Origin of the sequence: Tatumella sp. JGM130, from assembly GCF_018257525.1 — a bacterium.
In the GTDB taxonomy this organism is placed as follows: domain Bacteria; phylum Pseudomonadota; class Gammaproteobacteria; order Enterobacterales; family Enterobacteriaceae; genus Tatumella; species Tatumella punctata.
Genome location: NZ_JAERJS010000032.1, coordinates 1 through 24230, shown reverse-complemented (window position 1 = coordinate 24230; position 24230 = coordinate 1). Strand labels below are relative to the sequence as shown.

Annotated in this window: 16 protein-coding genes; all 16 read right to left on the bottom strand. The window is 51.2% G+C overall.

Annotation, left to right across the window (positions count from 1 at the left end; all coding sequences use genetic code 11):
* Positions 1–13: 13 nt before the first annotated feature.
* Positions 14–2170 (bottom strand): TonB-dependent siderophore receptor, encoded by a 2157-nt coding sequence (locus tag JK211_RS13570; RefSeq protein WP_212709206.1) that lies wholly within the window; start codon positions 2168–2170, stop codon positions 14–16.
* A 274-nt stretch (positions 2171–2444) separates the two neighbouring features.
* On the bottom strand, positions 2445–3245 hold the full coding sequence (locus tag JK211_RS13565) for a MetQ/NlpA family ABC transporter substrate-binding protein (protein ID WP_212709205.1): 801 nt from the start codon (positions 3243–3245) through the stop codon (positions 2445–2447).
* 118 nt (positions 3246–3363) lie between these two features.
* On the bottom strand, positions 3364–4224 hold the full coding sequence (locus tag JK211_RS13560) for an ABC transporter permease (RefSeq protein WP_212709204.1): 861 nt from the start codon (positions 4222–4224) through the stop codon (positions 3364–3366).
* Entirely contained in the window at positions 4184–5038 is an 855-nt protein-coding gene (locus JK211_RS13555) for an ABC transporter ATP-binding protein (protein WP_212709203.1), read from the bottom strand. The genes JK211_RS13560 and JK211_RS13555 overlap by 41 nt, the downstream gene beginning before the upstream one ends.
* A gap of 13 nt (positions 5039–5051) precedes the next feature.
* Positions 5052–5942: a TauD/TfdA family dioxygenase gene (locus JK211_RS13550; protein ID WP_212709202.1), complete on the bottom strand. Its 891-nt coding sequence runs from the start codon at positions 5940–5942 to the stop codon at positions 5052–5054.
* 24 nt (positions 5943–5966) lie between these two features.
* A complete protein-coding gene (locus JK211_RS13545) occupies positions 5967–6974 on the bottom strand; it encodes an ABC transporter substrate-binding protein (RefSeq protein ID WP_212709201.1) in 1008 nt (335 codons plus the stop codon).
* 162 nt (positions 6975–7136) lie between these two features.
* Entirely contained in the window at positions 7137–11273 is a 4137-nt protein-coding gene (locus JK211_RS13540; protein WP_249213806.1) for a bifunctional nitrate reductase/sulfite reductase flavoprotein subunit alpha, read from the bottom strand.
* Entirely contained in the window at positions 11273–12106 is an 834-nt protein-coding gene (gene cobA, locus JK211_RS13535; protein WP_212709200.1) for a uroporphyrinogen-III C-methyltransferase, read from the bottom strand. Before cobA ends, JK211_RS13540 begins: the two co-directional genes overlap by 1 nt.
* A 27-nt stretch (positions 12107–12133) precedes the next feature.
* On the bottom strand, positions 12134–15082 hold the full coding sequence (gene nirB / locus JK211_RS13530) for a nitrite reductase large subunit NirB (protein ID WP_343877286.1): 2949 nt from the start codon (positions 15080–15082) through the stop codon (positions 12134–12136).
* A 17-nt stretch (positions 15083–15099) separates the two neighbouring features.
* The gene (locus JK211_RS13525; RefSeq protein WP_212709199.1) at positions 15100–15894 is read right to left on the bottom strand and encodes an ABC transporter ATP-binding protein; all 795 of its coding nucleotides are present in this window, start codon (positions 15892–15894) and stop codon (positions 15100–15102) included.
* A 10-nt stretch (positions 15895–15904) separates the two neighbouring features.
* Positions 15905–16756 carry a nitrate ABC transporter permease gene (ntrB, locus tag JK211_RS13520; protein WP_249213371.1) on the bottom strand — a complete coding sequence of 284 codons (852 nt, stop codon included), beginning with the start codon at positions 16754–16756 and terminating at the stop codon, positions 15905–15907.
* Entirely contained in the window at positions 16756–18027 is a 1272-nt protein-coding gene (locus tag JK211_RS13515; RefSeq protein WP_212709197.1) for a CmpA/NrtA family ABC transporter substrate-binding protein, read from the bottom strand. Before JK211_RS13515 ends, ntrB begins: the two co-directional genes overlap by 1 nt.
* Positions 18028–18380: 353 nt before the next feature.
* Positions 18381–19658, bottom strand: coding sequence for a nitrate regulatory protein (locus tag JK211_RS13510; RefSeq protein ID WP_212709196.1), 1278 nt, complete (start codon positions 19656–19658; stop codon positions 18381–18383).
* Between the two features lie 109 nt (positions 19659–19767).
* Positions 19768–20298 (bottom strand): phospholipase D family protein, encoded by a 531-nt coding sequence (locus tag JK211_RS13505; protein WP_212709195.1) that lies wholly within the window; start codon positions 20296–20298, stop codon positions 19768–19770.
* A gap of 266 nt (positions 20299–20564) precedes the next feature.
* Positions 20565–21755 (bottom strand): voltage-gated potassium channel protein, encoded by a 1191-nt coding sequence (gene kch / locus JK211_RS13500; RefSeq protein WP_212709194.1) that lies wholly within the window; start codon positions 21753–21755, stop codon positions 20565–20567.
* A 394-nt stretch (positions 21756–22149) separates the two neighbouring features.
* Positions 22150–24230 (bottom strand): AAA family ATPase (locus tag JK211_RS13495; protein ID WP_212709193.1); only part of this gene is annotated, 2081 nt, incomplete at its 5' end.

The following is a 24230-nucleotide window of genomic DNA, read 5'->3' as shown; positions in this document are numbered from 1 at the left end:
GCGCCTGCCATTATCAGAATGTGACTGAGGCCTGAACAAAATAAGTCCGCGGCTCACCAATATACTTACCACTGTTGGGATCCGTGGAGCGGGTAAAATATTGCTGATCGAACAGATTATTAATTCCGGCCCCGAGGGTTAATCCATTCCAGGCAGCCCCGAAATCATAAGCCCCGCGGAAATTCCAGACCATATAACCCGGCATATTACCGTACAGACCATCGGCACTTTCCTGCGTAATATATTGGGAACCGCTGCCCGGAGAATACTGTTTCGACCGGGCAAAACTGTCCAGATTCCACGTCCAGTTGCCTGTCTGGTAGCGGCCGCCAACGGTAAAGACCTGCCGGGAATAGAATGGCAGATCTTTACCGGAAAATGCCCCGCGGATCGCTTCGGCTTTGGTGTAGGTATAGGTGGTATAGGCGCTGATCCCCTCCAGAGCGTGACTCAGAGCACCGAGATCATAACTGACAGAGGTTTCAATCCCCTTATGTCGCGTGGCCCCCATATTGGTCCAGCGATCGTTGACATACTGCAATTCATTATCAAAATTAATATAGAAAAGCGTGGCCTCAGCCTTAAGGACAGTATCGTCATAACGGGTACCAAACTCATAGCTATGGGCTTTTTCCGCAGTTAATCCGTCAGCACTCTGATCACCTTTTCCGCCCGTATTCAGCTGAAAATACTGCATACTGCCAAATGAAGTATTGGTATTGGCAAACAGCTTCCATTCGTCGGACAGGTGGTACATTACATTCAGTGACGGCAGAGGCTCACTGTAGTGTTTTTCCCGGTGATAACCCTGAATACCATTATCCAGATGTGTACGGATATTTTCGTAACGGATGCCGGGGGTAATTGTCCAGTCACCGACATTAATTGCATCATCCAGATAAAGTGCATGAGCACGGGTGCCGCCGGAGGTATGCTGATAATAATCCGGAGTGGCAGGGCTTGAGTACTGGCTGCCGATATTATACCAGCCGGAACGATAGGCTTTTTCGTCCATGGTTTCATTCAGATACCGGTAACCGAGAGTCACTTCCTGGGCTATTTCCCCGGTCAGGAACGATTGTGAGTAACCCGGTTCGATGGCCCAGGTCGAATAATGACGCGGATAGGTGATCATACGCCGCTGGCCGGGCCTGGCCACTCCGCCCTCCGTTTCGATATTACTGCCCCGGAAGCTATCGGTAAAATAGGTCATTACCTCCAGCTGCCGGTCTTGTTGCTGATGTTTATATTTAAACGACATATCCTTACGCCGCGCATCAAAGTGATCCCATTTACGGGTCGATGCATAAGGATCCTGCGCATATCCGGAACGGGTTAACCCGCCCGGCATACCTGAGCTGGCATCATAGTAGTGAAAGCTGGCCTGTAGCAGATCCTGCTCAGTCAGGGAATATTGTGTTTTCAGTATAAAATCGTCAATATCCGTATTATCGTTGCTTTTACGGTATCCCTGTCCGTGCAGCCCTGAGTACAGTATCCCGGCACCCGCTCTCTTGTTGTCCGTCATCCCCCCGACACTGGCACTGGTCAGGGTTTTCAGGCCGCCGGTTTTTGCTCCGCGGGTCTGGACACTGGCACTGCCGCCAAATTTTTCGGGGATCGGTTTGGTGGTAAAGTTAATGATACCGCCCACATTCTGCGGCCCGTAGCGTACCGTACCACCGCCACGGATCACATCCACAGACTCAATATTTCCCATCGATAACGGCGCCATAGAGAGCTGTGGCTGACCGTAAGGTGCCGTCGCCAGCGGAATCCCATCCATCAGGATAGTTGAGCGGGGTGACAACCGGGCAGGCAATCCGCGGACTCCCACATTCAGAGAAATATCACTTCCTCCGGTGCCATTACTGCCCCTGATTTGTACCCCGGGAACCCCCTGCAGTGCATCAGCCAGGGTTTCATCTCCCCGTTCTCTCATTTGTTGCGCACTGATATAAGTTCGTGCTCCCGGGTGGTCGAGCAGTACCGAACTGATATCCGGTGTGTCCAGCCAGTTTCCCACCACTGTTACCTTATTCCCGGTAACTGGTGCTGTGACAGAGGTTGCCGGAGAAGACGTTTTATCGGCAGCAGTTTCTGCCGCCATGACCGGAAGCGCGATGACAACAGCACTGGTCAGTAAAGAAATACGGGGAATGATTGTCATGTTTTATATGCGCAAAAAATACAATTTATAAGTTAATGCAAACAATAATCATTATTAATCATTCATTGTCAATCTTAGGCTACAAAACAATATTTATCACTGAATTAAATAAAAAAACATTATTTTATTCCGCCCATCAGACCCCGTAAAAATACTGACGGGCAGGCCGGGTCAAAGAAATGAAGGCTGTCGGTGAAAAAGAAAGAAAATAAGGAAATAGCAGGGAGAGAAAATAGCCCGGCAGTCAGGTCACTGCCGGGTCTGCGGGCGAAGATTACCAGGCTTTAATAATGTCACCTTTGTAGATGTCATTCGCTTTATCCAGCACTTCCTGTGACTGGAATGCCTGTTTCAGTTCCTGCAGTTTTTTATCATTAATATTATCTTTACGGGCAACCAGTACATTCAGATAAGGAGAGGCTTTACCTTCCATAAATAATCCGTCTTTTGATGCTGATAATCCTGCCAGTGACGCAAAATTATTATTGATGACCGATAAATAGACTTTAGGGTCATCCAGGGTTCGGGTCAGCTGCGGAGTATCCACCAGTACAAAATTCAGTTTTTTAGGGTTAGCGGTAATATCCAGCACCGTTGGCAGTAAACCTGCCTCAGGTTTTACCGTGATCAGCCCCTGAGACTGTAACAACAGCAGACTGCGGCCCAGCGTGGTGGACTCATTGGAAATGGTCACGGTGGCACCGTCCGGCAGATCTTTAATGTTTTTAATTTTTGAAGAATAGGCAGCTATCGGAAAAATAAAGGTCTTACCCAGGATAACAAACGGATAGCCTCGCTCTTTTTCCTGCATTTCCAGATAAGGCACACTCTGAAACGCGTTAGCATCAACATCTTTATTCAGCAGCGCTTCGTTGGGCTGTACGTAGTCATTAAAGGTGATGACATTCACATCCAGGTGATATTTGTCTTTCGCTACCTGTTTCACCGTATCCCAGATTTGCTGATCCGGACCGGCATTAATTGCTACCCTGACACTGTTCTGGTCATCCTGTTTACAGGCACTCAGCAGCAATGCTGACAGAACGATAGCTGAAGACAGTATTATTTTTTTCATGGATATCCTCCCTGAGTTAATATCCGCCGACTATATCGGAAGTCTGGACGTCTGTACATCTAAAATTCAGAAGGGAAAATAAAATACCGGGTAAACCACCCGACTGGTGCCAGAGCGATCAGATGTTCCAGCGCTTTACTGTCAGCCGTTCTATACCGGCAAAAATCACGCCTTCAACCAGTAACCCGATAATCACGACTGTCAGTAACCCGGCAAACACATGATCGGTAAACAGCTCATTACGGTTCTGAAAAATATACCAGCCCAGTCCGCCGCTGCCACTGGAAGCACCAAAGACTAATTCAGCAGCGATCAGGGTACGCCAGGCAAATGCCCAGCCAATTTTTAGTCCGGCAAGAATAGAGGGTAACGCTGCCGGCATAAGAATATGCCAGACATAACGCGGACCGCGCAGACCATAATTTTTTCCGGTCATACGTAAGGTTTCAGAAACACTGTTAAACCCGGCGCTGGTGTTTAAGGCTATTGGCCAGACAACCGAATGAACGATCACAAATATCAGGCTGCTGCTTCCTAAACCAAACCATAAAAGGGCCAGCGGCAGCAAAGCAATCGCCGGTAACGGATTCAGCATTGCCGTCAGTGTACTCAGTAAATCTCTGCCTGCTCTGCTGCTGACAGCAAGGGCACTGAAGACCAGCGATAATACACTGCCAATCAGGTATCCCTGAATGAGCAGGGTAAGGGAATTATGTATTTTCTCTGGTAATACTCCGCTTAACATATCCTCACTGAATGCTCTCAGAGTATCGATAACCCCCGGAAACATCAGACTGTTATTCTGCCAGCGGGCGATCAGTTCCCATACCATCAGTAATAGCAGAACCAGCACCGACTTCCTTAACCAGCTCTGATTCCATAAACGTTTGCCGGGCGGTAGCGGTGTTTCAGCCTGAAATTCTGCGGGAACTGTTACTTCACGCAGATAACCGGGCCGAAGGTAAGGCTGTGGTGCCATAAGGACTCTCCCTGTCTGACGGATATACCGTTGCTTTTTCCGGAAACAGCAACGAATGAATTTCCCGTGCAGCTTGCCGGAACTCTTCGTTGCCCTGATTGTGTAATGTGAACTGATGGCAGTTTCTTTCCGCCCGGATTTGCCCGGGATGTGCCGAAAGGATCAAAATCCGGCTGCCGATTAACAACGCTTCTTCAATCGAATGTGTTACGAAGAGCAGCGTCGAACCCGCATCCTCCCAGAGTTCCAGCAGCTCTTCCTGCATTTGTCTTCGTGTCAGCGCATCCAGAGAAGCAAATGGCTCATCCATCAGCAAAATTTCTGGTTTCATTGCCATCGCCCGGGCAATAGCAACTCGCTGCTTCATTCCCCCGGACAACATATGCGGGTAAACATCAGTAAACCGTGATAAACCAACCTTATGCAGATAATGGCCGGCAATCTCCCTGGCCTGTTTTTTATGGTATTTACCGCTAACCAGCAGCGGGAACATCACATTACTGATAACTGTTTTCCACGGAGCCAGTTGATCAAACTCCTGAAAAACAGTCATCCGCTCCGGGCCAGGGGCGGTAATTTTTTTTCCTTCCAGCAAAATCTCCCCGCTTGTCGGCGGGATAAACCCGCCAATCGCTTTCAGCAAACTGGACTTTCCGCATCCCGAAGGGCCGAGCAATACAAATCGGTCCGCCGGGTAAACCTCAAAACTGACATCATGCACCGCCCGTACCCGGTGTTGCGACGTCTGATACTCAAGGCTGATATGATTCAGCGATAATAAAGGGGCAGGCTGCTGCTCCGTCCGGTTGGTCATGCTTATATCCTGTTCAGAATGGAATATCGCCTTCAATGGTGGTGCGGTATAACTGGCGCGGACAATCTTCCGGACAGCCTGTCGCCAGATGGATTAACGAGCGGTTATCCCAGAACAATAAATCACCGGCTTGCCAGCAGTGCGTATAAATATTTTCTTCACGGATACTGTGTTCATACAGTGCCTGCAAAATATCCCGGCTTTCATCTTCAGCCAGCCCTTCGATATGGGTCGTAAAACCTTCACTGACAAACAATGCCTTGTGACCGGTTTCCGGATGCGTTCTGATGACCGGGTGGCTAACCGCTTTCACTTCACTTAGCTGTTTTTCTGTTAATACCGGTCGCCACTGGCTGCCGAAACGGGGCTTACTGTAAGTCGCTGTATAAGAATGTACTGCCCGGAGGCCTTCAATTTTGCGACGTAATTTTTCAGGTAAGGTTTCCCATGCCTTATGCATATTGGCAAAGCGGGTATCTCCGCCAACGGCGGGTAAAATTTTCCCATAGAGCATTGAACCAAGGCTGGGTATCTGTTTATAAGAAAGATCAGAATGCCAGTATTTACCTGCATCACCGAGGCCGACAGGCTTCCCGTCACGGACAATATTAGAAACGATTAAAATCTCAGGATAGCCGTCTAACAGGAATTGTTTTAATACATGAATCTGCAACGGGCCAAAACGACGACTGAATGCAATCTGCTGTTCCGGAGTCAGTGTCTGCTGCCGGAAAACCAGCAGATGATAGTGCAGATGCGCCTGATGAATACGCCGGAAGTCGGCGGTATTCAGTTTATGACTTAAATCCAGACCGATAATTTCGGCACCGGTACCGGGTAACGGGCGGATTTCAAACTGCTGAGACCCCGCTTCCGGCGAGGAGACTTCGGTAAACTCACCCATAATAATCCTCCGTACTGACTGTGATTAACTGCCCGGGTTGACCTGTGCTTCACTAAAAAAATAATCTTTCCAGCTGGCGGCATGATGTTTTAATACTCCAAGCTGATTCAGCTTATCGGCATAGACATACGTCCGTTCCGGGGATACCGTGAAGTGGTTTTGCGGGTCATTAATAATTTTTTCGATTAATGACAGGGGTAAATGTGAATTTTCCTGACGGATATAAATACGTGCAGCATCGTCTTTATTCTTTTCTACATATTCAGCCGCTTGTACTAAAGCGTTATAAAACGCCTGATAGGTCTCAGGATTTTCATCATGAAATTTTTGCGTGGTATACAGAACGTTAAATGATCCCGGCCCCCCGAGAACATCATATGAACTGAGGATTTTGTGGATACCCGGATGATCTAATTCCTGATACTGAAACGGCGGGCTGGAGAAATGTGCGGTAATTTCAGATTTTCCGGAGATCAGCGCCACAGTCGCATCGGGATGCGGCAGGCTGACAGTGATATTATCAAACCGGTTATAGGCTTTATTACCATATAACTCAGCAGTCGCAATCTGTAATGTCCTGGACTGAAAGCCGACCCCGGCAGCCGGTGCAGCAATCCGGTCTTTTTCACTCAGGTCGTGAATACTTTTCACAGCAGGATTATTACTGAGTAAATAGCCGGGCATAGATCCAAGGGCAGCAATAGCTTTTACATTCTGGTGACCATATGTCCGGTCCCAGACAGTTAACATGGCAGGAACCCCGGCGGCAGCGACATCCAGCGCACCGGTCAGTACGGCTTCATTCATTGTTGTGGCACCGGACAGGGTTCGCCAGTCAACCTTAATATCCAGACCTTCTTTCTTACCTTGCTGCTCTATCAGATGCTGGTCACGCACCACATCCAGCAATAAATAACCAATACCAAATTGCTGAGCAATACTGATGTTCCCTTCAGCACTGGCTGTTACCGGGGCAACCAGTGCACCGGCAATTAGTCCGGCAATAACGACCGACAGCGTATTCTTTATCATTACAGCCTCAGATGACTCATTGTTAATGAACTCATACTGAACGTTATGTTTTTAAACATAAAATAATAAATAAAGAGTAACCAAACCCGAAATAAGCATATGCTTTATTTTGCTTATTAATGCCGGATTTTTCGGCCGAAAAACCATCGCGGTCTGCGAGACTCAGTAAATATCCCGCAAGTAACGCTGCTGGCGGGCGAGGCCTGACAGCCACTGTTCCGCCTGCTGACTTTTCATCCGGCCGTGTTCCCGGATAATTTGCAGTAACGTCTGATGTACCTCTTTTGCCATTCTGTCCGCATCACCACAAACACAGAGCGTTGCCCCTGCAGACAGCCATTGCCAGAGCTGTTTTCCCTGTTCCAGCATCCGGTGCTGAACATATATTTTCTGCGGCTGATCACGGGAAAATGCTGTATCCAGCCGGTGAAGGTACCCTGCCCGGCGGAAGCCTTCCAGTTCTCTGTGATAATAAAACTCGCTCCCGGCGTGCTGCTCGCCAAAAAATAACCAGTTTTCTCCGGTGGCACATGTTGCCTGCCGGTGTTGTAAAAAAGCGCGGAACGGCGCAATTCCTGTCCCCGGGCCAATCATAATTAACGCTGTTGCCCCCTCTGCAGGAGGCCGGAAAGCAGCGGACTTTCTGACAAATACCGGAATCTCCCGGCCGATAGCACTGTCTGCCAGAAATGCCGAACAGAGACCATCACCGGCGCCGTCACTGCCCTGACGTACTACCGAAACGGTGAGGTGAATTTCGTCCGGGGTGAGTAACGGGCTCGATGATATAGAGTACATTCTTGGCCGCATCGGCCGGAGATGCTGAATAAACGTCTCTGCATCCAGCCGGGCCGGGAAGGCCTGTAGCAGTTCAGGGACCCGGTACTGTTGCTGCCAGTCGTTACTGTCAGCATTCAGTAACTGACGCAGCTGTGGCGGGAATGCTCCGCTGACCGCATGCTCACCGATATATTCGGCCAGCTCGCGGCTGACTACCGACAGGTCAGTATAGTCAGACAATGCCGCCTGCAAGCACACCGATTGCTGAGAAGGTAAAACTACCTTCTGTTGTGGATCCAACTGTAACGCTGACAGTATAGCCATCACCCGACGGGGGGCATTCTGTGGCCAGACGCCGAGGGAATCCCCTGGCTGATAAGGCATATCAGCCCCGTCAACCGACAGAATAATTTGCCGGGTTTCTTTTTGCGATCCCGGACCACTCAGTAACCGGTTACCCGTCAGCAGCGCACGGCAGGGATTATCACGATGATACTTTTCAGTCACCACCGCGGGGGCATGTAACGCGCCGCTGAGACCACTGACCGCGGGCTGTGTGACGGGTGTTTCCCCCCGACCTAACAGAGGCTGTAGCTGTGCCAGCCACTGGCGGGCAGGCAGAAAATCATCAGCATCACATTCATGACGCTCTTTCAGACGGGTAGCCCCCAGCGCTGACAAACGGGCATCCAGCTGACGACCAAAACCACAGAACCGGAGATAACTGCTGTCCCCCAGCGCCAGTACCGAAAAACTGACCGCAGACAGTGAGGGCGCAGAGTCGGCAGATAATGCCTGCCAGAACGAGACACCACTGTCCGGCGGATCACCGTCCCCAAAGGTACTGACCACCAGCAGAATGTTGCCGCCGCTCGCCAGCTGTGCTGGCGTCACCTCAGCAAGACAATCACAACGCACTGTTATTCCTGCCTGCTGCAACTGCTGTTCACACTGTGTCGCCAGCGCGCCGGCATTGCCGGTCGTGGAACTCCACAAGATCCATACCTGTGCCGACGGCTCACTGGCGGGGACAGTCAGCCCTGCAGGCAACGGGCTGCGGGCATATAATCCGGCCAGCATGCCGTCAATCCATAACCGGGAATGGTCACTCAGGGGCGCGGCCACGGGTAATACCGGTACCCCGCTGCGGGTATCGGGCGGGCTGAGGCGCAGACCGCTGAGAAACCCCTGCAGATACTGATGTTCTTCCCTGCTTAACGCTGCTGATAACGGGGACCCGGCCGCCAGCTGGCCGGCAAACAGGTCCGCCGCCGTAGTTGTCTCTGTCATAACAGCCTCCGCGACCGGCTCAGGGCTGACCTGCCGGGCATCTGCACTCTGGCCGGTAACGACCGGGGTTAACGAAATTGCACAATATTTCAGTGCCGGCTGGAGCGATACGGGATCAACTGCATCACTGGTCAGGGAATTCACCGACAGCTTTTCACCAAAAACATCTCCCCAGTGGAACGGGGCAAAACAGCTGCCCGGCAGTACCCGATCACTGATCTGTGCCGGTAAAATAGCCAGACCACGCCGCGAGCGAATTTCCACCGGTTGTTGTGGCTGAATAGTTAACCGCTTAGCATCCTGCGGATGAAGCTCGATAAAAGGAGCCGGATTCAGGCGGTTAAGTTCCGGGATCCGCCCGGTTTTGGTAAGCGTATGCCACTGATGCTGTAAACGTCCCGTATTCAGAATAAACGGAAACTGGTCATCAGGCATCTCAGCCGGTTCAGACTCGCGGCAGCAATGAAATATGGCTCGCCCGTCGGGAGCTGGGAAGATAATCTCCGCGGCCTTATGCCCGCGGGAAGCTTCCTGCTGCTGCAGATAGCGCAGCGGATGACGGGATTGCGTATCCCCCGGTGATGATGGCCACTGAACCGGCCCCTCTTTCAGCCGCGGATAGCTGATACCTCGCAGATCATAGCCGGTAGCCGGATTATTAAACTTCTGAATTTCAAGGAATACGTCTTCTGCTGATGCGTAATCAAAATCGTTGCGGAAGCCCATTTCACAGGCCACCCGTGCAATAATCTGCCAGTCCGCCAGTACATCTCCCGGCGGGGTGACGGCGGGTTGCATCAGGGTCAGATTACGCTCTGAGTTTACCATGACGCCTTCCGCTTCGGCCCACAGTGCGCCGGGGAGTAAAATATCCGCATAACGATTGGTTTCTGTCTCAAGAAAAGCATCCTGGGTGATCACCAGCTCTGCCTGTTCCAGCCCGCGGATTACCTGCTGCCGGTTCGCCATACTGGCGGCAGGATTGGTACAGATAATCCAGCAGGCTTTAATACTGCCAGCTGCCATCTGCTCAAACATATCAACGGTCCCGTGACCGCCATCGGTCGGCAGCGTCCCGGCAGCCAGCCCCCAGACAGATTCCGTAAACCGGCGGTCGTCTGCCACCAGCAATGACCGCTGGCCCGGCAACCCGCTTCCCATATACCCCATTTCCCGGCCCCCCATCGCATTAGGCTGGCCGGTCAGAGAAAATGGCCCGCACCCCGGGCGACACAGGGTTCCGGTTGCCAGGTGCAGATTACATAATGCACTGGTATTCATGGTCCCCTGCACACTCTGGTTCAGCCCCATCGTCCAGCAACTCATCCAGGCGGATGACTCTGCCAGCCAGCGGGCTGCCAGCAAAATATCCTGTTGTGCCAGTCCGGTAGCCGCGGCGACGGTTTCCGGGGGATAATCTGCCAGAAAGTCCGGCATCTGCTCCCAGCCTCTGGTATAGCGGGCAATAAACTCAGCATCGGTTTTGCCCTGACTGACCAGCAGTTGTAACAACCCGTTCAGTAATACCAGGTCGCTGCCGGGCTTCAGTTGCAGAAACAGACTGGCTTTCTCCGCTGTTGCTGTTCGCCGGGTATCCACCACAATCAGCTTCGCCCCGGCGTTGACCCGCGCCATCATCCGCAGGAAAAGGATCGGGTGACAGTCCGCCATATTGGCTCCGATCACCAGAAAAAGCTCTGCGTGTTCAAAATCCTGGTAAGACCCCGGCGGGCCGTCTGCCCCGAGTGACTGTTTATAACCACTGCCTGCACTGGCCATACATAATCGTGAATTTGACTCGATAAAGGGCGTGGTAATAAATCCTTTCGCCAGCTTATTTGCCAGATACTGGGCTTCGAGGGACATCTGTCCGGACACATACATCGCCACGGCCCCGGGGCCGTGGCGGGCAATAATGGCTTTCAGACGCCGTGCCGTTTCGCTGATAGCCACCGTTATTTCCGTCTGTACCGGATCCTGCTGCCGATCGGTGCGCAGAAACGCCTGTGTCAGCCGGCCCGCAGCATTCAGTGCTGCGGCACAAGTCAGGCCTTTGGTACATAATTTTCCCTGGTTCGCCGGATGTTGTTTATCGCCGCTGACACGGATCACCCGGTTATCTTCAACCTGCATCACAATGCCGCAGCCAACCCCGCAATAAGGGCAGACACTTTTTACCTGTTTAACTTCCGCATCCATCGTTATCTGCTCCGCCAGTCCTGCGACCATCAGGCCGCGACATGATTAACCACATTGCTGTCCAGCTCCGGCGAAGTAACCCGCAATGCAGGGGCCCGGCAATACGCCACGACTTTACCGACGATCAATACCCCCGGCGGCTGTGGCTGATAACGTGCCAACAGCGCCGGTAATGTCTGTACTGTTCCGATCAGCAGCCGCTGCTCCGGTAACGTCCCTTTTTCTATAATGGCCAGCGGCATATCACCCGCCAGTCCCAGAGCCATAAGACGCTGACAAAGGGCGATACTGTGGCCCAGCCCCATATAGAACACCAGTGTCTGACCCGACGAAGCCAGCGAGATATCCTCACAGAGTTCATCCCCGCACCGGGTATGTGCGGTAATCAAGCGCAGTGACTGTGCACAGTCGCGGTGAGTTAATGGTAAGCCGACAGCCGCCGCACAACCGGTCGCCGCCGTAATTCCGGGGATAATATGGCAGGGGATCCCCGCCTGTTGCAGGGCTTCAAGCTCCTCGCCACCGCGACCAAAAATAAAAGGATCTCCGCCTTTCAGCCGGATAACCCGCTGGCCGGCACAGGCCAGTTCACCAAGTAACTGGTTAATCTGCGGCCGGGAAAGGCGATGATTACCGCGTGATTTCCCGACATCAATACAGCGTACCGTGGCGGGGACCAGGGCCATAATATCTGCCGATACCAGCCGGTCATGCACCACAACATCCGCCTGCCGGATCACCCGTAAGGCTTTCAGCGTCAGCAGTTCAGCATCTCCGGGGCCGGCACCCACCAGCCAGACTTCTCCCGGAATAACCGGCTGGCCGGAGGGGGCCAGCGGCAGGTACAGATTTGTATTTATCATCAGAAAATATCTCCGCGCTAAGGTCCCTCAGGACTGCGTCTCTATTGCCGGAGGCTCAGACACAACCATCGGCTGACAATTGACACAGATAGCCCCGTTTTCCAGCCGCACCGGCCAGCAACGCACACTGACCGAACTGTCATCGGGACTGACACCATCCGTCAGGCGCAGACGCTTTTTATACAGGGGAGAGATCACCAGAGCCGTGCCGTCTTCGTCACCAACTAACCCGCGCGCCAGCACATTGGCACCACTGCCGGGTTCCTGATTATCCAGGGCGTAGACCACCGGCTGGTCATCCCCCAGGCGAAATAATGCTATTTGCTGATCTCCCAGCCGGGCAGCAATTCCGGTATTAACTGGTATATCAGACAGTTGACCGACAGTTACCCATTCATTCACCGGTAAACTGCGGGAGACGGGACGCTCTTTCTCTTCCGCCAGCGCCGGACGAATTTGCCCGCGATCCGGCACCATGACCACGCCTTCATCCGGCTGATGACTGTTAATAAACGGACGGAATAACTGCATATACTGCGGATTGTTGAGCGTAGTTTTCCATTCACACTGGTAGGCTGATACCACCCGCTGCATTTCACTGTCCAGAGTTTCTCCCAGCCCCAGACTGTCCTGCAAAATGACCTCTCTCAGGTAGCTAATCCCCCCGTCAAGGTTATCCAGCCAGTTACTGGTACGCTGTAAACGATCGGCAGTACGGATATAAAACATCAGTACCCTGTCGATAATTCGAATTAACTCCCCGGTTTCCAGGTCCGATGCCAGCAGATCCGCATGACGGGGTTTCATACCGCCATTCCCGCAGACATACAGATTCCAGCCTTTATCGGTAGCAATCACACCAATATCTTTGCCCTGAGCCTCCGCACACTCACGGGTGCATCCTGATACTGCCATTTTAATTTTATGCGGAGAGCGCAGCCCCTTATAACGTTCTTCCAGGCGGATAGCTAAACGGGTCGAATCCTGTACACCGTAACGGCACCAGGTGGATCCGACACAGGATTTAACTGTACGCAGAGATTTACCGTAGGCATGCCCCGTCTCAAAACCGGCGTCCAGTAATTCACGCCAGATATCCGGTAACTGTTCCAGCCGCGCACCGAATAAATCGACCCGCTGTCCGCCGGTGATCTTGGTGTACAGGTTGTAGCGCTGAGCGACCTGACCCAGGGTAATCAGCCCTTGTGGCGTAATTTCACCGGCCGGTATCCGTGGAACCACGGAGTATGTGCCGTCTTTCTGGATATTGCCGAAGAAGCGATCATTTGTGTCCTGCAATGCCAGATGATCCGCTGACAACAAATAATCGTTCCAGCAGGATGCCAGGATTGATGCGACCAGCGGTTTGCAAATTTCACAGCCCTGTCCCCGCCCGAACTGACGGCGTAATTGATCAAATGAGCGCAGGTTATTTACCCTGACCAGGTGATAAAGCTCCTGACGTGAGAACGCAAAATGACTGCAGATATCTTTTTTAACTTCAACGCCTAGTGCTGTCAGTTCATGTTCCATCACCTGTTTCAGCAGAGGGACACAACCGCCGCAACCTGTGCCGGCCTTAGTACAGGCTTTCAGGCTGCTGAGATCACCGCATCCGCCGATAACGGCAGCAGAGATATCCCCTTTAGTGACATTATGGCAGGAACAAATTTGTGCGGTTTCCGGTAACAGGGCAACGCCCGGTCCGCCACAGCTTTCTCCCGTTGTCGCCGGTAAAATCAGACTTTCAGGATGATCGGGCAGGGCTATTCCATTGAGCATCCGTTGTAATAACTGACTGTAATCGCTACTGTCGCCGACCAGCACTGCCCCGAGCAGGGATGCTCCGTCCGCGGAGACGACTATTTTTTTATAAATCTGTGCCGGGCCGTCGGTCCACTGGTAGCTCTGGCTGCCGGCAGTGCTCCCGTGAGCATCACCAAGGGAGGCAACATCAACCCCCAGTAACTTCAGTTTGGTACTCATATCTGCCCCGCTAAACGGGGTGTCGATCATAGCTAAACGGTCTGCCAGGCATCGCGCCATCTGATAACCGGGGGCGACCAGCCCGAATATTGTCCCCTGCCAGAGGGCACATTCCCCTATCGCCGACACCGACGGATCTGAGGTCTGACAGTAATCATTAATAATGATGCCGCCACGTGGTCCTTTCTGCAGCCCGGCAAGGGTCGCCAGTTCATCCCGTGGGCGAATTCCCGCCGAAAACAGTACCAGATCAGTTTCCAGTTCACTGCCATCAGCAAAGCTCAGGCGGTGCCGGGCGTGTGTGCCATCGGTAATACTGAGTGTCTGCATGGAGGTATGTACCCGGACGCCAAGTGCAGTAATTTTTTGCTGCAACATTTTTGCGCCATCATCATCCAGTTGTACGGCCATCAGCCGCGGAGAAAACTCCACTACATGCGTTTCCAGTCCGGCCTGTAATAAGGCATTTGCGGCTTCCAGCCCCAGTAATCCGCCACCGATTACCACTCCGCAGCGGGCGTCAGCGGCCTGCTGTGCTATTGCATCAAGATCATCCAGAGTCCGGTAGACCAGGCATCCCGGCCGCTGATGGCCAGTTATCGGCGGGACAAAGGCATAGGATCCGGTTGCCAGTACCAGCTGGCTATAGGCCTGCCGGTGCCCTTGTGAGTCCGTCACAATACGTGCCAGAGGATCGATACCGGTCACCTGACAGTGGCTGCGTAACTCGATACCGGTTTCCGCAAAAAAACCGTCTTTTACCAGCGATAATGATTCGGCACTACGGCCGGTAAAGTACTCCGTCAGATGCACCCGATCATACGCCGGATATTGTTCTTCACCGAACACCACTATCTGATACTGTTTATGCAACCCGCGCTCTGCCAGCTGTTCCAGAAAATAGTGTCCCACCATGCCATGTCCGATAACGACCAGTACCGGCTTACTCATATTGCTACTCTCCCGCAGCCACTGGCTGCTGTTATCCACGGACGCCCTGCCCCGGCTCAGGCAGCTTTGGGTTGTTTTTCATACAGGAATTGCAACACCTGCTGACGGTACTGCTGATAGCGGGGGTCATTCGCCAGAGAAACCCGTGAACGGGGACGTTCCAGCGCAACAGTCATCACTTCCCCGACTCTCGCCGCAGGCCCGTTAGTCATCATCAATACCCTGTCAGAAAGCAGGACCGCTTCATCAACATCATGGGTAATCAGTACAATGGTGGTCTGCAGCTGCTGCCGGATATCCATTACCGCATCCTGTAAATGGGCCCGGGTCAGGGCATCCAGCGCACCGAAAGGTTCATCCATCAGCAGCACCGACGGTTTCATCGCCAGCGCCCGGGCAATACCTATCCGTTGCTTCATGCCGCCGGATATTTCATCCGGCCGTTTAGCGGCAGCGTGCTCCATATGGACTAACCGCAGGTTATGCATGATCCAGTCTTTCATTTCCCCTTTACTCATTTGTCGGCGAAAAACCTGACTGACAGCCAGAGCTACGTTTTCGTAGCTGGTCAGCCACGGGAGTAATGAATGGTTCTGAAATACCACCGCACGCTCAGGTCCCGGCCCGTCGATCTCCCGGTTATTACAGAGCAGTCCGCCGCGGGTGGGAAATGTCAGTCCGGCAATCAGGTTCAGTAAGGTCGACTTTCCGCAGCCGGAGTGACCTATCAGGCTGATACACTCACCGGCCGCGATATCAAAACTGACATTGTCCAGCGCCAGAAAGTCTCCGCTGGCGGTAGAAAATTGCTGACTGACTTGCTGCACCTGGATAATCGGGTTGGCAGGCATGATGGTCTCCTTAACGTTTTTCATAGCTAAAACAACGTGCAAGCCACATCAGTAGCTGCTCAAGTAACAGCCCGACCAGCCCGATAACAAAGATGGCGATAATGATGTGCTCAACATTCAGGTTGTTCCATTCGTTCCAGATCCAGAAACCGATACCCATCCCGCCGGTCAGCATTTCGGCTGCTACAATCACCAGCCAGGCAATACCAATAGACAGGCGCATCCCGGTCAGGATGTCGGGTAATACGGCCGGAAATACGATTTTGCGGATCACCGTAAGCTCAGACAGGCGTAATACCCTGGCTACATTCAGGTAATCATCAGGAATGCGCCGTACCCCGTCAGCAGTGTTGAGGATCATTGGCCACACGGAGCAGATAAAAATAGTCCAATAGGATGCCGGGTCCGATCGCTGAAAAATCAGCAAGCCGATCGGTAACCAGGCCAGCGGGCTGACCGGACGTAATAACGAAATCACCGGATTCAGCATATCGGCAATAAACCGGAAACGGCCTGTCAGAAAGCCGACCGGTATTCCGACCAGTGCAGCCAGGCCAAAACCGATCGCCACGCGCTGTAACGATGCCAGCACGTTCCAGCCAATACCCTGGTCATTCGGCCCGGCGATATAAAACGGGTGGGCAAAGACCGGTATTGCTGACTGCCAGGTCTGGGCAGGGGTCGGAAAACCATGACTGTTCAGAGCAACGATTTGCCAGCCAGCCAGTAATAACAGCAGGCCCAGAGTCCCGGCAAAGACTCGCCGCAAAATACGCCGCAGTAACAGCGCCGGCCGCCGCAAAGACCTTACCGCAGGAACCGGCGCAACTGCCGCCGGAGTGATTTCAGACTGTTGTGCCATCATGACCTCGCGGGTTGTTGAATACTGAAACTGTTGAGATAACCGACCGGATCGCTGCCATCCCAGCGTTTACCATCCATCAGTACGCTGCTGCGCATATCACTGCCCGGTAACGGGATATTGCCGACTGCGGCGGCGGCTTGTTTATAGATATCGATACGATTGATCTGTCGTGCGACCGCCTGGTAATCCGGGTCGGTTTTCAGTAATCCCCAGCGCCGGTGCTGGGTCAGAAACCACATGGCATCGGACAACCAGGGAAAACTGACTTCACCATCATGGTAGAAACGCATGCCATGGGTATCCTGCCACTGCTGCCCCAGCCCGTTTTCATAGCGGCCGAGCATGCGACCGGTAATGATGCTGGCATCTGTATTGATAAACGCACGCCCGGCGATGATTTGTGCCGTTTCACGCCGGTTAGCCTCACTGGCATCTATCCAGCGGGCAGCCTCCAGTACCGCCGCAGTTAGTGCCCGGGCACTGGCCGGGTGTGCCGTGACCCAGTCGCCGCAGGTGCCGAGAACCTTCTCCGGATGGTCCGGCCAGATCTGCTGCGAGGTAGCCAGCGTGAAACCGGTATTTTCGTTAATCGCCCGCTGATTCCAGGGTTCACCCACACAGCAACCCTGCATATTGCCGATTTTCATATTGACCACCATCTGCGGCGGGGGTACCACCAGGCTACGGACTTGCTGTAACGGGTGGATACCCGCGGTGGCCAGCCAGTAATACAGCCACATAGCATGGGTCCCGGTCGGAAAGGTCTGAGCAAAGGTATAAGTACCGGGAGGATTGGCAGAAATATGCTGTTGCAGTGCAGACAGGCTGGTAATACCCGCATCACGCAACTGATTCGACAGAGTAATTGCCTGACCATTCTGGTTGATGGTCATCAGACAGGCCATTGGCGTTTGTGGCCCGGCGACCCCCATATGTAAGCCGCAGAGTTCACCGTACAGAATATGGGCGGCATCCAGTTCGCCGGACAGCAGTTTATCCCGCACTGTTGCCCAGCTGGCCTGTTTCTCCGGCACAATCCGGATACCGTATTTTTTATCGAAGCCCTTCGCGGCAGCGATCACTACCGATGCACAATCGGTCAGAGGAATAAAACCGACCTTCAGTGTTTTCAGCTCCGGTGCATCAGAACCGGCCGCCCATACGCTATTCATCAGCCCGGGTAATACCAGACTGCCTGTCAGCGCTGCAGTGCCCTGTAAAAATGTGCGGCGGGAAAGTGCCGGGGCTTTTTTTGGCTGATGGCTCATTCACCCAGTCCTTCTGTATCCGGTCAGTGGCAAAAAAAAACGCCCATCGCCACGTATTTTATTACGCAGTGATGGACGCCATTATCCGTACTCAGTGCCCTTAACCGCCGTTGGTCAGGAGACTGAGCTATCTATTTTCATCTGTAATAAAGCAAGCGGCATGCCAGACCGGGATTATCTGTCGGCTGACCGGGCAGAGACAGGGAATAAACCGTTTGTTTTATTAGGGAAAATGATTTTTTTCGGCCAGAAAAAGAGATTGCTGAGGTTAAACATCAGTCACTGACTGTGGCCGGGGAAGGTGATCTGCACCAGAGGTGATCGATACACGCACCTTTTATGTGCATACAGACTCACGACCGGTCAGCAAAAACACCGGCAACGGATAGCAGCGCAGTAGCTATCTCTGCGATCTTTTTATTCTGATCCATCGCCATCTGACGCAGGGTTTTGTAGGCATCATCTTCCGACAACTGCCGGTGCTGCATCAGTAATTTTTTTGCACTATCAACTGTCTTACGTTGCTGTAATGCTTCACGCAGCCCTGACAGCTCCTGATTCTGGGCATCAAGCCGTCGGGATTGCTGACCTAACAGGGATAACAGGGACTGCCCCAGCCGTGGCTGAAGGCCCTCTCCCGGCAGCCAGCCGCTGACCTGCTGCCCGTCCCCCATAAATACGGAAAACCCGCTGTCGCTGTCCGTGAGGGCGTTTTTCAGAGTATCGATATCGGCCTGCTGGCGCTGACAGGCCTGCTCCGCGGCACCAATGCGCTCACGACATAACTGCATCAGGCTGCGCTGTAAGTTATCTTCCTGCCGTTTCATATCATCAATGCGCCGGGTTGCCAGCCGGAACCAGTACTGGCTCGCATCATGATCACTGACCGACCGCCGGGTACAGGCGACACGCCGTAACCGTTCAAACTCACTGTCGGTAGCCATCTGCAGCCACTGCTGGCGGTTTAGCGGATCGCTGAACTCAGTAAAAGTCGCAAAATGTTGTTCCTGGCGCTCAATCAAATCAATGATCTTTCCCGCCAGGCGCTGATGATCTGTTTGCGGGGTATGCTGGCTGAAAATACGAGCCCCAATAGCACGTTCCTGTCCCGCCAGCTCTTTGCCCTGCATAAAACTGAATAACGCAATTAATGCCTGCGAGATTACGGGATCTGCCGGGGTATCTGAAACAGTAAAGACCAGTGACAATAAATGCCGGATAGCGTCATTAAATCCCTCTGCCGCATTTACCAGCGGGATTGCTCTGACAGTGACTTGCTGGCGGGTTTCCTGTAATACTCCCAGCGCATAGATAACCCTCGCCGCACTGCTAAATAACCGGCTGGCCTGTGGCTGCGAGGGATCCGGTATCTGTGTATTCTCCAGAAACTGTATAACATCCTGTTGTGAACCGAGCGCATCCTGTTCTCTGTCACGTAATTCTGTTGCTGCCTGCGGTCCCTCACTGCACAGATACAGATGCACGGCTCCCCGCTCCCGTTGCAGATGATGGATTAATATACTGACTTTACCGACCAACTCGCCGCTGCCCAGCAAATAGCGCAGGCTGTTAAGTTCGCACTGCCGGGAGGCCTGCAAAAATCGAAGGGTCGCGGGTAAGTAGTCGGTCATCACAGGTCCTCAGCAAAAGCATCATTTATGCAAACTGCACGCCAGATTCCACACAGAAAAAGATTCCGGCTCCGCCGGAACAGGAGCCGGATAGGGTAATGTTCAGAGATTAGTACGCTGACTGATAATCCTGCCCGTAGTCCCAGCGTACCTGCCAGTGTTTCAGGTAAGCCTGCGCCAGGGAAGGAGAGTTATGGATCACCACTACATTTTCTGAGTTACGTTTTTCGGCGCTGGCCGTATAGTTAAAAGAGCCGGTTTCGACCGTCTGACCATCAACAATCAGCGTTTTGTCATGCTGTATCGGATAATGGCGGTCTGTCCGCAAGGGGATACCGTTATTGACGATAAAATTCATCGCCGCAAGACTGGCTTTCCCTTTGTTGCCCTTTTCATCGACCACTATTTTAATGTCCACCCCGCGTTTGCTGGCATTTGCCAATGCCTGCATAATATCCGGGGCCGTAAACGAATAAGCCAGCATACGAATACTGCTATGGGCCGAATTGATGGTTTCCAGCACCAGTGTTCGGGCTGAGCCTTCGGGAGAAAATCCCGCTTCAATCTGCGGCTCTGCAGCCATGGTCAGCCAGGGGGAACCCAGTAACAGGGCTGTCAGTAAATAACCGGTTTTTTTCATTTGTACATCCATTCATACTTAATCATGCTTCAGCACGACAACAGCGCGGCCTGTGGCCGTGTACCCTTGAATTAGCTTCTGCCAGAGGTGATTACTCAGGTAAAAGGCAGCGCACCCTGACACAGATACCGGCAATAAAAAATCCGCATCCTCTGAAAAAGGCACTGCGGATTCTGATTAACCGGGTCAGTAACTGGCAGAGTGTAAGCGGCGGTTTATGCCTGTCCTGCAGGGGGCATTACGGGGAACCCCGGACGGTGGCTGGCTCAGGGAGATTTATGGCCATCCGGAGACTGAGCGCTATTAAAAAATATATTGATATTCATTTTATTGTCCATGGTATCGCCATTCAGTGTTCTGACCAGAATCTCACTGCCCAGTTGCTGTAATGACAACACGCCGTCAGGACGAACCCGTTTTATTTTATTCATATTCTGGCTTTCATTGACCAGCGCAATAGTTTTGGTGTCTTCACCACCCACTTCTTTGGCCGCCAGTACCACAAAGGCGTTGTCTGCATCATTATCCATCAGGGCAACAATATATTTTGCTTTGGAGGCACCCGCCTGCTCCAGTGTCGCGACAGCAGAAGGATCGCCTTCAATCACATCCGTGGTGGCCGGAAACTGTGTTTTATTTCCCGGATAGCAGACAACGGTGACAACACCTCCGGCATCGGTCAGCCCCTGACTGACGCTCTGTGCCAGCGCCGAAGATCCGGTAACGATATAATGATTTTTACGTACCACGTGAGAAAACCGCCCTTTGAGAATACGTTGAATATTATGGCTAATCAGCGAACCGGCAACGGATGCAACTGACGCGGCGAAAATAGTGATACCAAAGATAATGACCGTCAGCGTAAACATACGTGCCATGGTGGTATGGGGAATAATATCGCCAAAACCGACCGTCGACATACAGACCATAACAAAATAAAACGCGGTCGGAAGATCTTTCACCGGCGGAGTAAACTGGTCACCCAGATATAAGGTGCCCAGCATGCCGTAAACAATCAGCGATAATATACTGACCACCGCGAAAATACTGGTACTGCCGAGGCTGTGCTTATCAAAATGGCGCCAGTACACAATCAGGCCGCCAATAGTGAACATGGCATACACAACCTGGCTATGGTTGGTTTTCAGAATAAAAGCATTCGTCAGTACAATGCAAAACAGTAACAGCAATGAACTGAACCAGGCGATACGGGTACGCATTAACAGAGTAAAGGCCATACAAAACAGGACCAGGCCTATCATAAATCTGGGGATATCCATGGTTTCCAGGAAGCTCAGCGTCTCCTGCCATGAATGAAAATCCCTGAATTTTTCCGGTGCATTCAGCAACACCCGCTCAAGGATAGGGCTGAGCATCAGATACCCGTTATGCGCCACCATCAGTGCCAGACAATAAACAGCAATCATCGGGCTTTTCAGAATTTTAATAATCTTCATCTGCTCCCCGGGCCTGTCCGGTTAAAAGTCGTCGGGTACCGTATTCCGCTACCACAGAACACAAAAATTTATCTAATCAATACCAGACTACGGAGAATCTCAGGAACTGCAATGTAAAAAACGTTCTCAAATATGTGGGTGTTCCGTACCGGGGGGAGGATTCAGGTGACAGGACGGCAGCGGAAGGCAGAGTGGCGGGGAGTTATCCGCCCGCAAAAGATTGTGGGATGACAAAATAGATCTAAAATAAATCGCTCTGAAAGGCCCATTCTCTAGTATCAGATTTTCACAAAGTGACAAAATAGTTATAAAATCGATTCAATCACATTCATATGTTACCTTCGAAAAAATGACAAAATAGTTCTAAAATAATAATTTTTCATGAATCATGATTTCAGATAATGGCCTCATCAACACTTCTCATTAATGAAGAAAACTGCTCATTGTCTTGTTTTAGTCGCTCGATAATTTGCCTTGCCACAGTTTGCATTTCTGGTACTTCAACAGGAGATGCCCCTCTTTCAAAAACTCCAGACAGATGAGAATACTCATTGTTAATCCTGTCTGTTAAGACCGCCGGAATACGATCTTCACCAAAAAATGTACTTAAGGTCTCTGGCGTCATGCCTTGATCGGGATATTTGTAATAGAGATAAATCTCGAAAAACTTCCTCGCATTGTTGGAAAAATTATAAAAGGTTACGTAATTAGTATCATCGATAGCATCAAGAGAGGCACATTTATAGATCTGATGGAACAGGTAGTTAAACTCAGTCACATATTCTTTTAAGTATGATGGCATGACCTGTAAGGTAGATTTTTTATCCTGTCTAACAACAACAAAGTAAGCTTTCTGACATTTCACTTTGCTGCCTTCAGCATTAAGATAATTGTCTTTCAGTCTCTTCAGATACTTCAAGAAATCAAGGTTGTGTGTTGAAACAAAAAGTTGTGCAAATTTTCCCTTTTCGACCACTTCCGCATTCAACAAGCTATAAATAAAGAAAATATGATTACCATCGAGCGACGAGATTGGATCATCAATCCAAATAATGGGTTTTGAGTCTTTGGTTGCGACATCATCCAACTTGGCCAAAAAGTAGCAGAATGCCAGCAAGCTGCACTCGCCTTCGCTTAGGTGATAAGCTTTCTTACCGTCACGGATCACTTCAAACCGAATACGTTTTGCCTCTTGCGTTGTTCCTTCATCGTTTTTAGCCTCCAACGTCAAAAACTGATGCCCGAAAAAATTATTCAGATATTCATTTACCTTTTTAGCCCCTTTTTCTTCGTCATTCAGTTCACGTTTTTTAGTCGTAACTTGTGCTTGTTTTTGGGTAATATTCGTGTTGATAATCGCCTGCGCTTGTTCAGCCTCATCTCTTTTTTGCTGTAAGATTTCAATTGAATTGAGCTGTGTTTGGTAATCAATCGTAAGCAAGTACTCAGCGACCTCTTTCAATCGCAAGTCGGCTCTGGCCTTGGTTTGTTCGCCAGCTAATGAGCTGCTAAATAACTCTGATTGAGCGCAAAGGTCACTATATTCCTGCCAGATTTGCGTTAGTTTCGCGGTACCATCAGCGGGGCTATCATAGTCTTTAACGTTTAAAATATCACCTTTTCGCGCCTTCAGTTGCTTGGTTAGATTACCTAAAGCAAGCTGATAGTCTTTGGTTTCAGCTTTTAACCTTAAATTTAAGGCAGTTAGTTGTGAGTGAAACTTGGAATAAAAAGCAGATTGATCAATGGTGAGTGCGGATTGAACTGTTTGATTTTCGGTTCCTATTTTAGCAAGTAACGCATCAATCGACTTTTCTAATAGCTCAGATTCTTCATCAAAGTGCTTATCAAGCTCTGCCCACCGCTCAGTCGAAATTTCATTGTCACAAAATGCGCATTTTTTATGCTTATTTCGATGATGAGAACGACCTTCATTGACCCAGCGGTTAAGTACAGCATCTTTTACTAACGCCTGAATTTTATCAGACTCACTGATGGGCTTGGTTACCAGCGTTTCAACTTGTTGTGCCAAGCTTAAAAAACTTAGCTGAGGTGAAGAAAATTTAGGTATTGCAGGCAAAACCTTTTCATCAATCAGCTTTTGGTGCTCGCTCACTTGCTCTGATGTTAACGGCTGAAAATCAGGGCTACTAACAGTTGTGATATCGGCCTTTAATTTGGTAATAGTGTAGTTTTGGTCACCAAAACGCTCAGGCTTGTATTTAATGCCGATGTTTTTATTAGTCGCTTTATCACCCAATTGTTTTTCTAGACTTTCATTCGATTGTTTATGAGCGGCAAAGGCATTGCTGTATGCAACTGCAGCCTGCTTTTTGTCGGCAAACAAACCGGTTTCTTGCCCTTCAATACTAGAACCGAGTTCTACCTCAAGAGTTTCAGGTAATGCTACCAACTTATTGATTAGTGTATGATGGTGTTTTTGAGGTACTTTTGTGGCTTCCATTTCTGTGCGTT

Bases quoted from the DNA above. Each gene is read 5' to 3' on its own strand.
- JK211_RS13570 (WP_212709206.1), bottom strand. From the start codon at position 2,170: ATGACAATCATTCCCCGTATTTCTTTACTGACCAGTGCTGTTGTCATC.
- JK211_RS13565 (WP_212709205.1), bottom strand. From the start codon at position 3,245: ATGAAAAAAATAATACTGTCTTCAGCTATCGTTCTGTCAGCATTGCTG.
- JK211_RS13560 (WP_212709204.1), bottom strand. From the start codon at position 4,224: ATGGCACCACAGCCTTACCTTCGGCCCGGTTATCTGCGTGAAGTAACA.
- JK211_RS13555 (WP_212709203.1), bottom strand. From the start codon at position 5,038: ATGACCAACCGGACGGAGCAGCAGCCTGCCCCTTTATTATCGCTGAAT.
- JK211_RS13550 (WP_212709202.1), bottom strand. From the start codon at position 5,942: ATGGGTGAGTTTACCGAAGTCTCCTCGCCGGAAGCGGGGTCTCAGCAG.
- JK211_RS13545 (WP_212709201.1), bottom strand. From the start codon at position 6,974: ATGATAAAGAATACGCTGTCGGTCGTTATTGCCGGACTAATTGCCGGT.
- JK211_RS13540 (WP_249213806.1), bottom strand. From the start codon at position 11,273: ATGGTCGCAGGACTGGCGGAGCAGATAACGATGGATGCGGAAGTTAAA.
- cobA (WP_212709200.1), bottom strand. From the start codon at position 12,106: ATGATAAATACAAATCTGTACCTGCCGCTGGCCCCCTCCGGCCAGCCG.
- JK211_RS13525 (WP_212709199.1), bottom strand. From the start codon at position 15,894: ATGCCTGCCAACCCGATTATCCAGGTGCAGCAAGTCAGTCAGCAATTT.
- ntrB (WP_249213371.1), bottom strand. From the start codon at position 16,756: ATGGCACAACAGTCTGAAATCACTCCGGCGGCAGTTGCGCCGGTTCCT.
- JK211_RS13515 (WP_212709197.1), bottom strand. From the start codon at position 18,027: ATGAGCCATCAGCCAAAAAAAGCCCCGGCACTTTCCCGCCGCACATTT.
- JK211_RS13510 (WP_212709196.1), bottom strand. From the start codon at position 19,658: ATGACCGACTACTTACCCGCGACCCTTCGATTTTTGCAGGCCTCCCGG.
- JK211_RS13505 (WP_212709195.1), bottom strand. From the start codon at position 20,298: ATGAAAAAAACCGGTTATTTACTGACAGCCCTGTTACTGGGTTCCCCC.
- kch (WP_212709194.1), bottom strand. From the start codon at position 21,755: ATGAAGATTATTAAAATTCTGAAAAGCCCGATGATTGCTGTTTATTGT.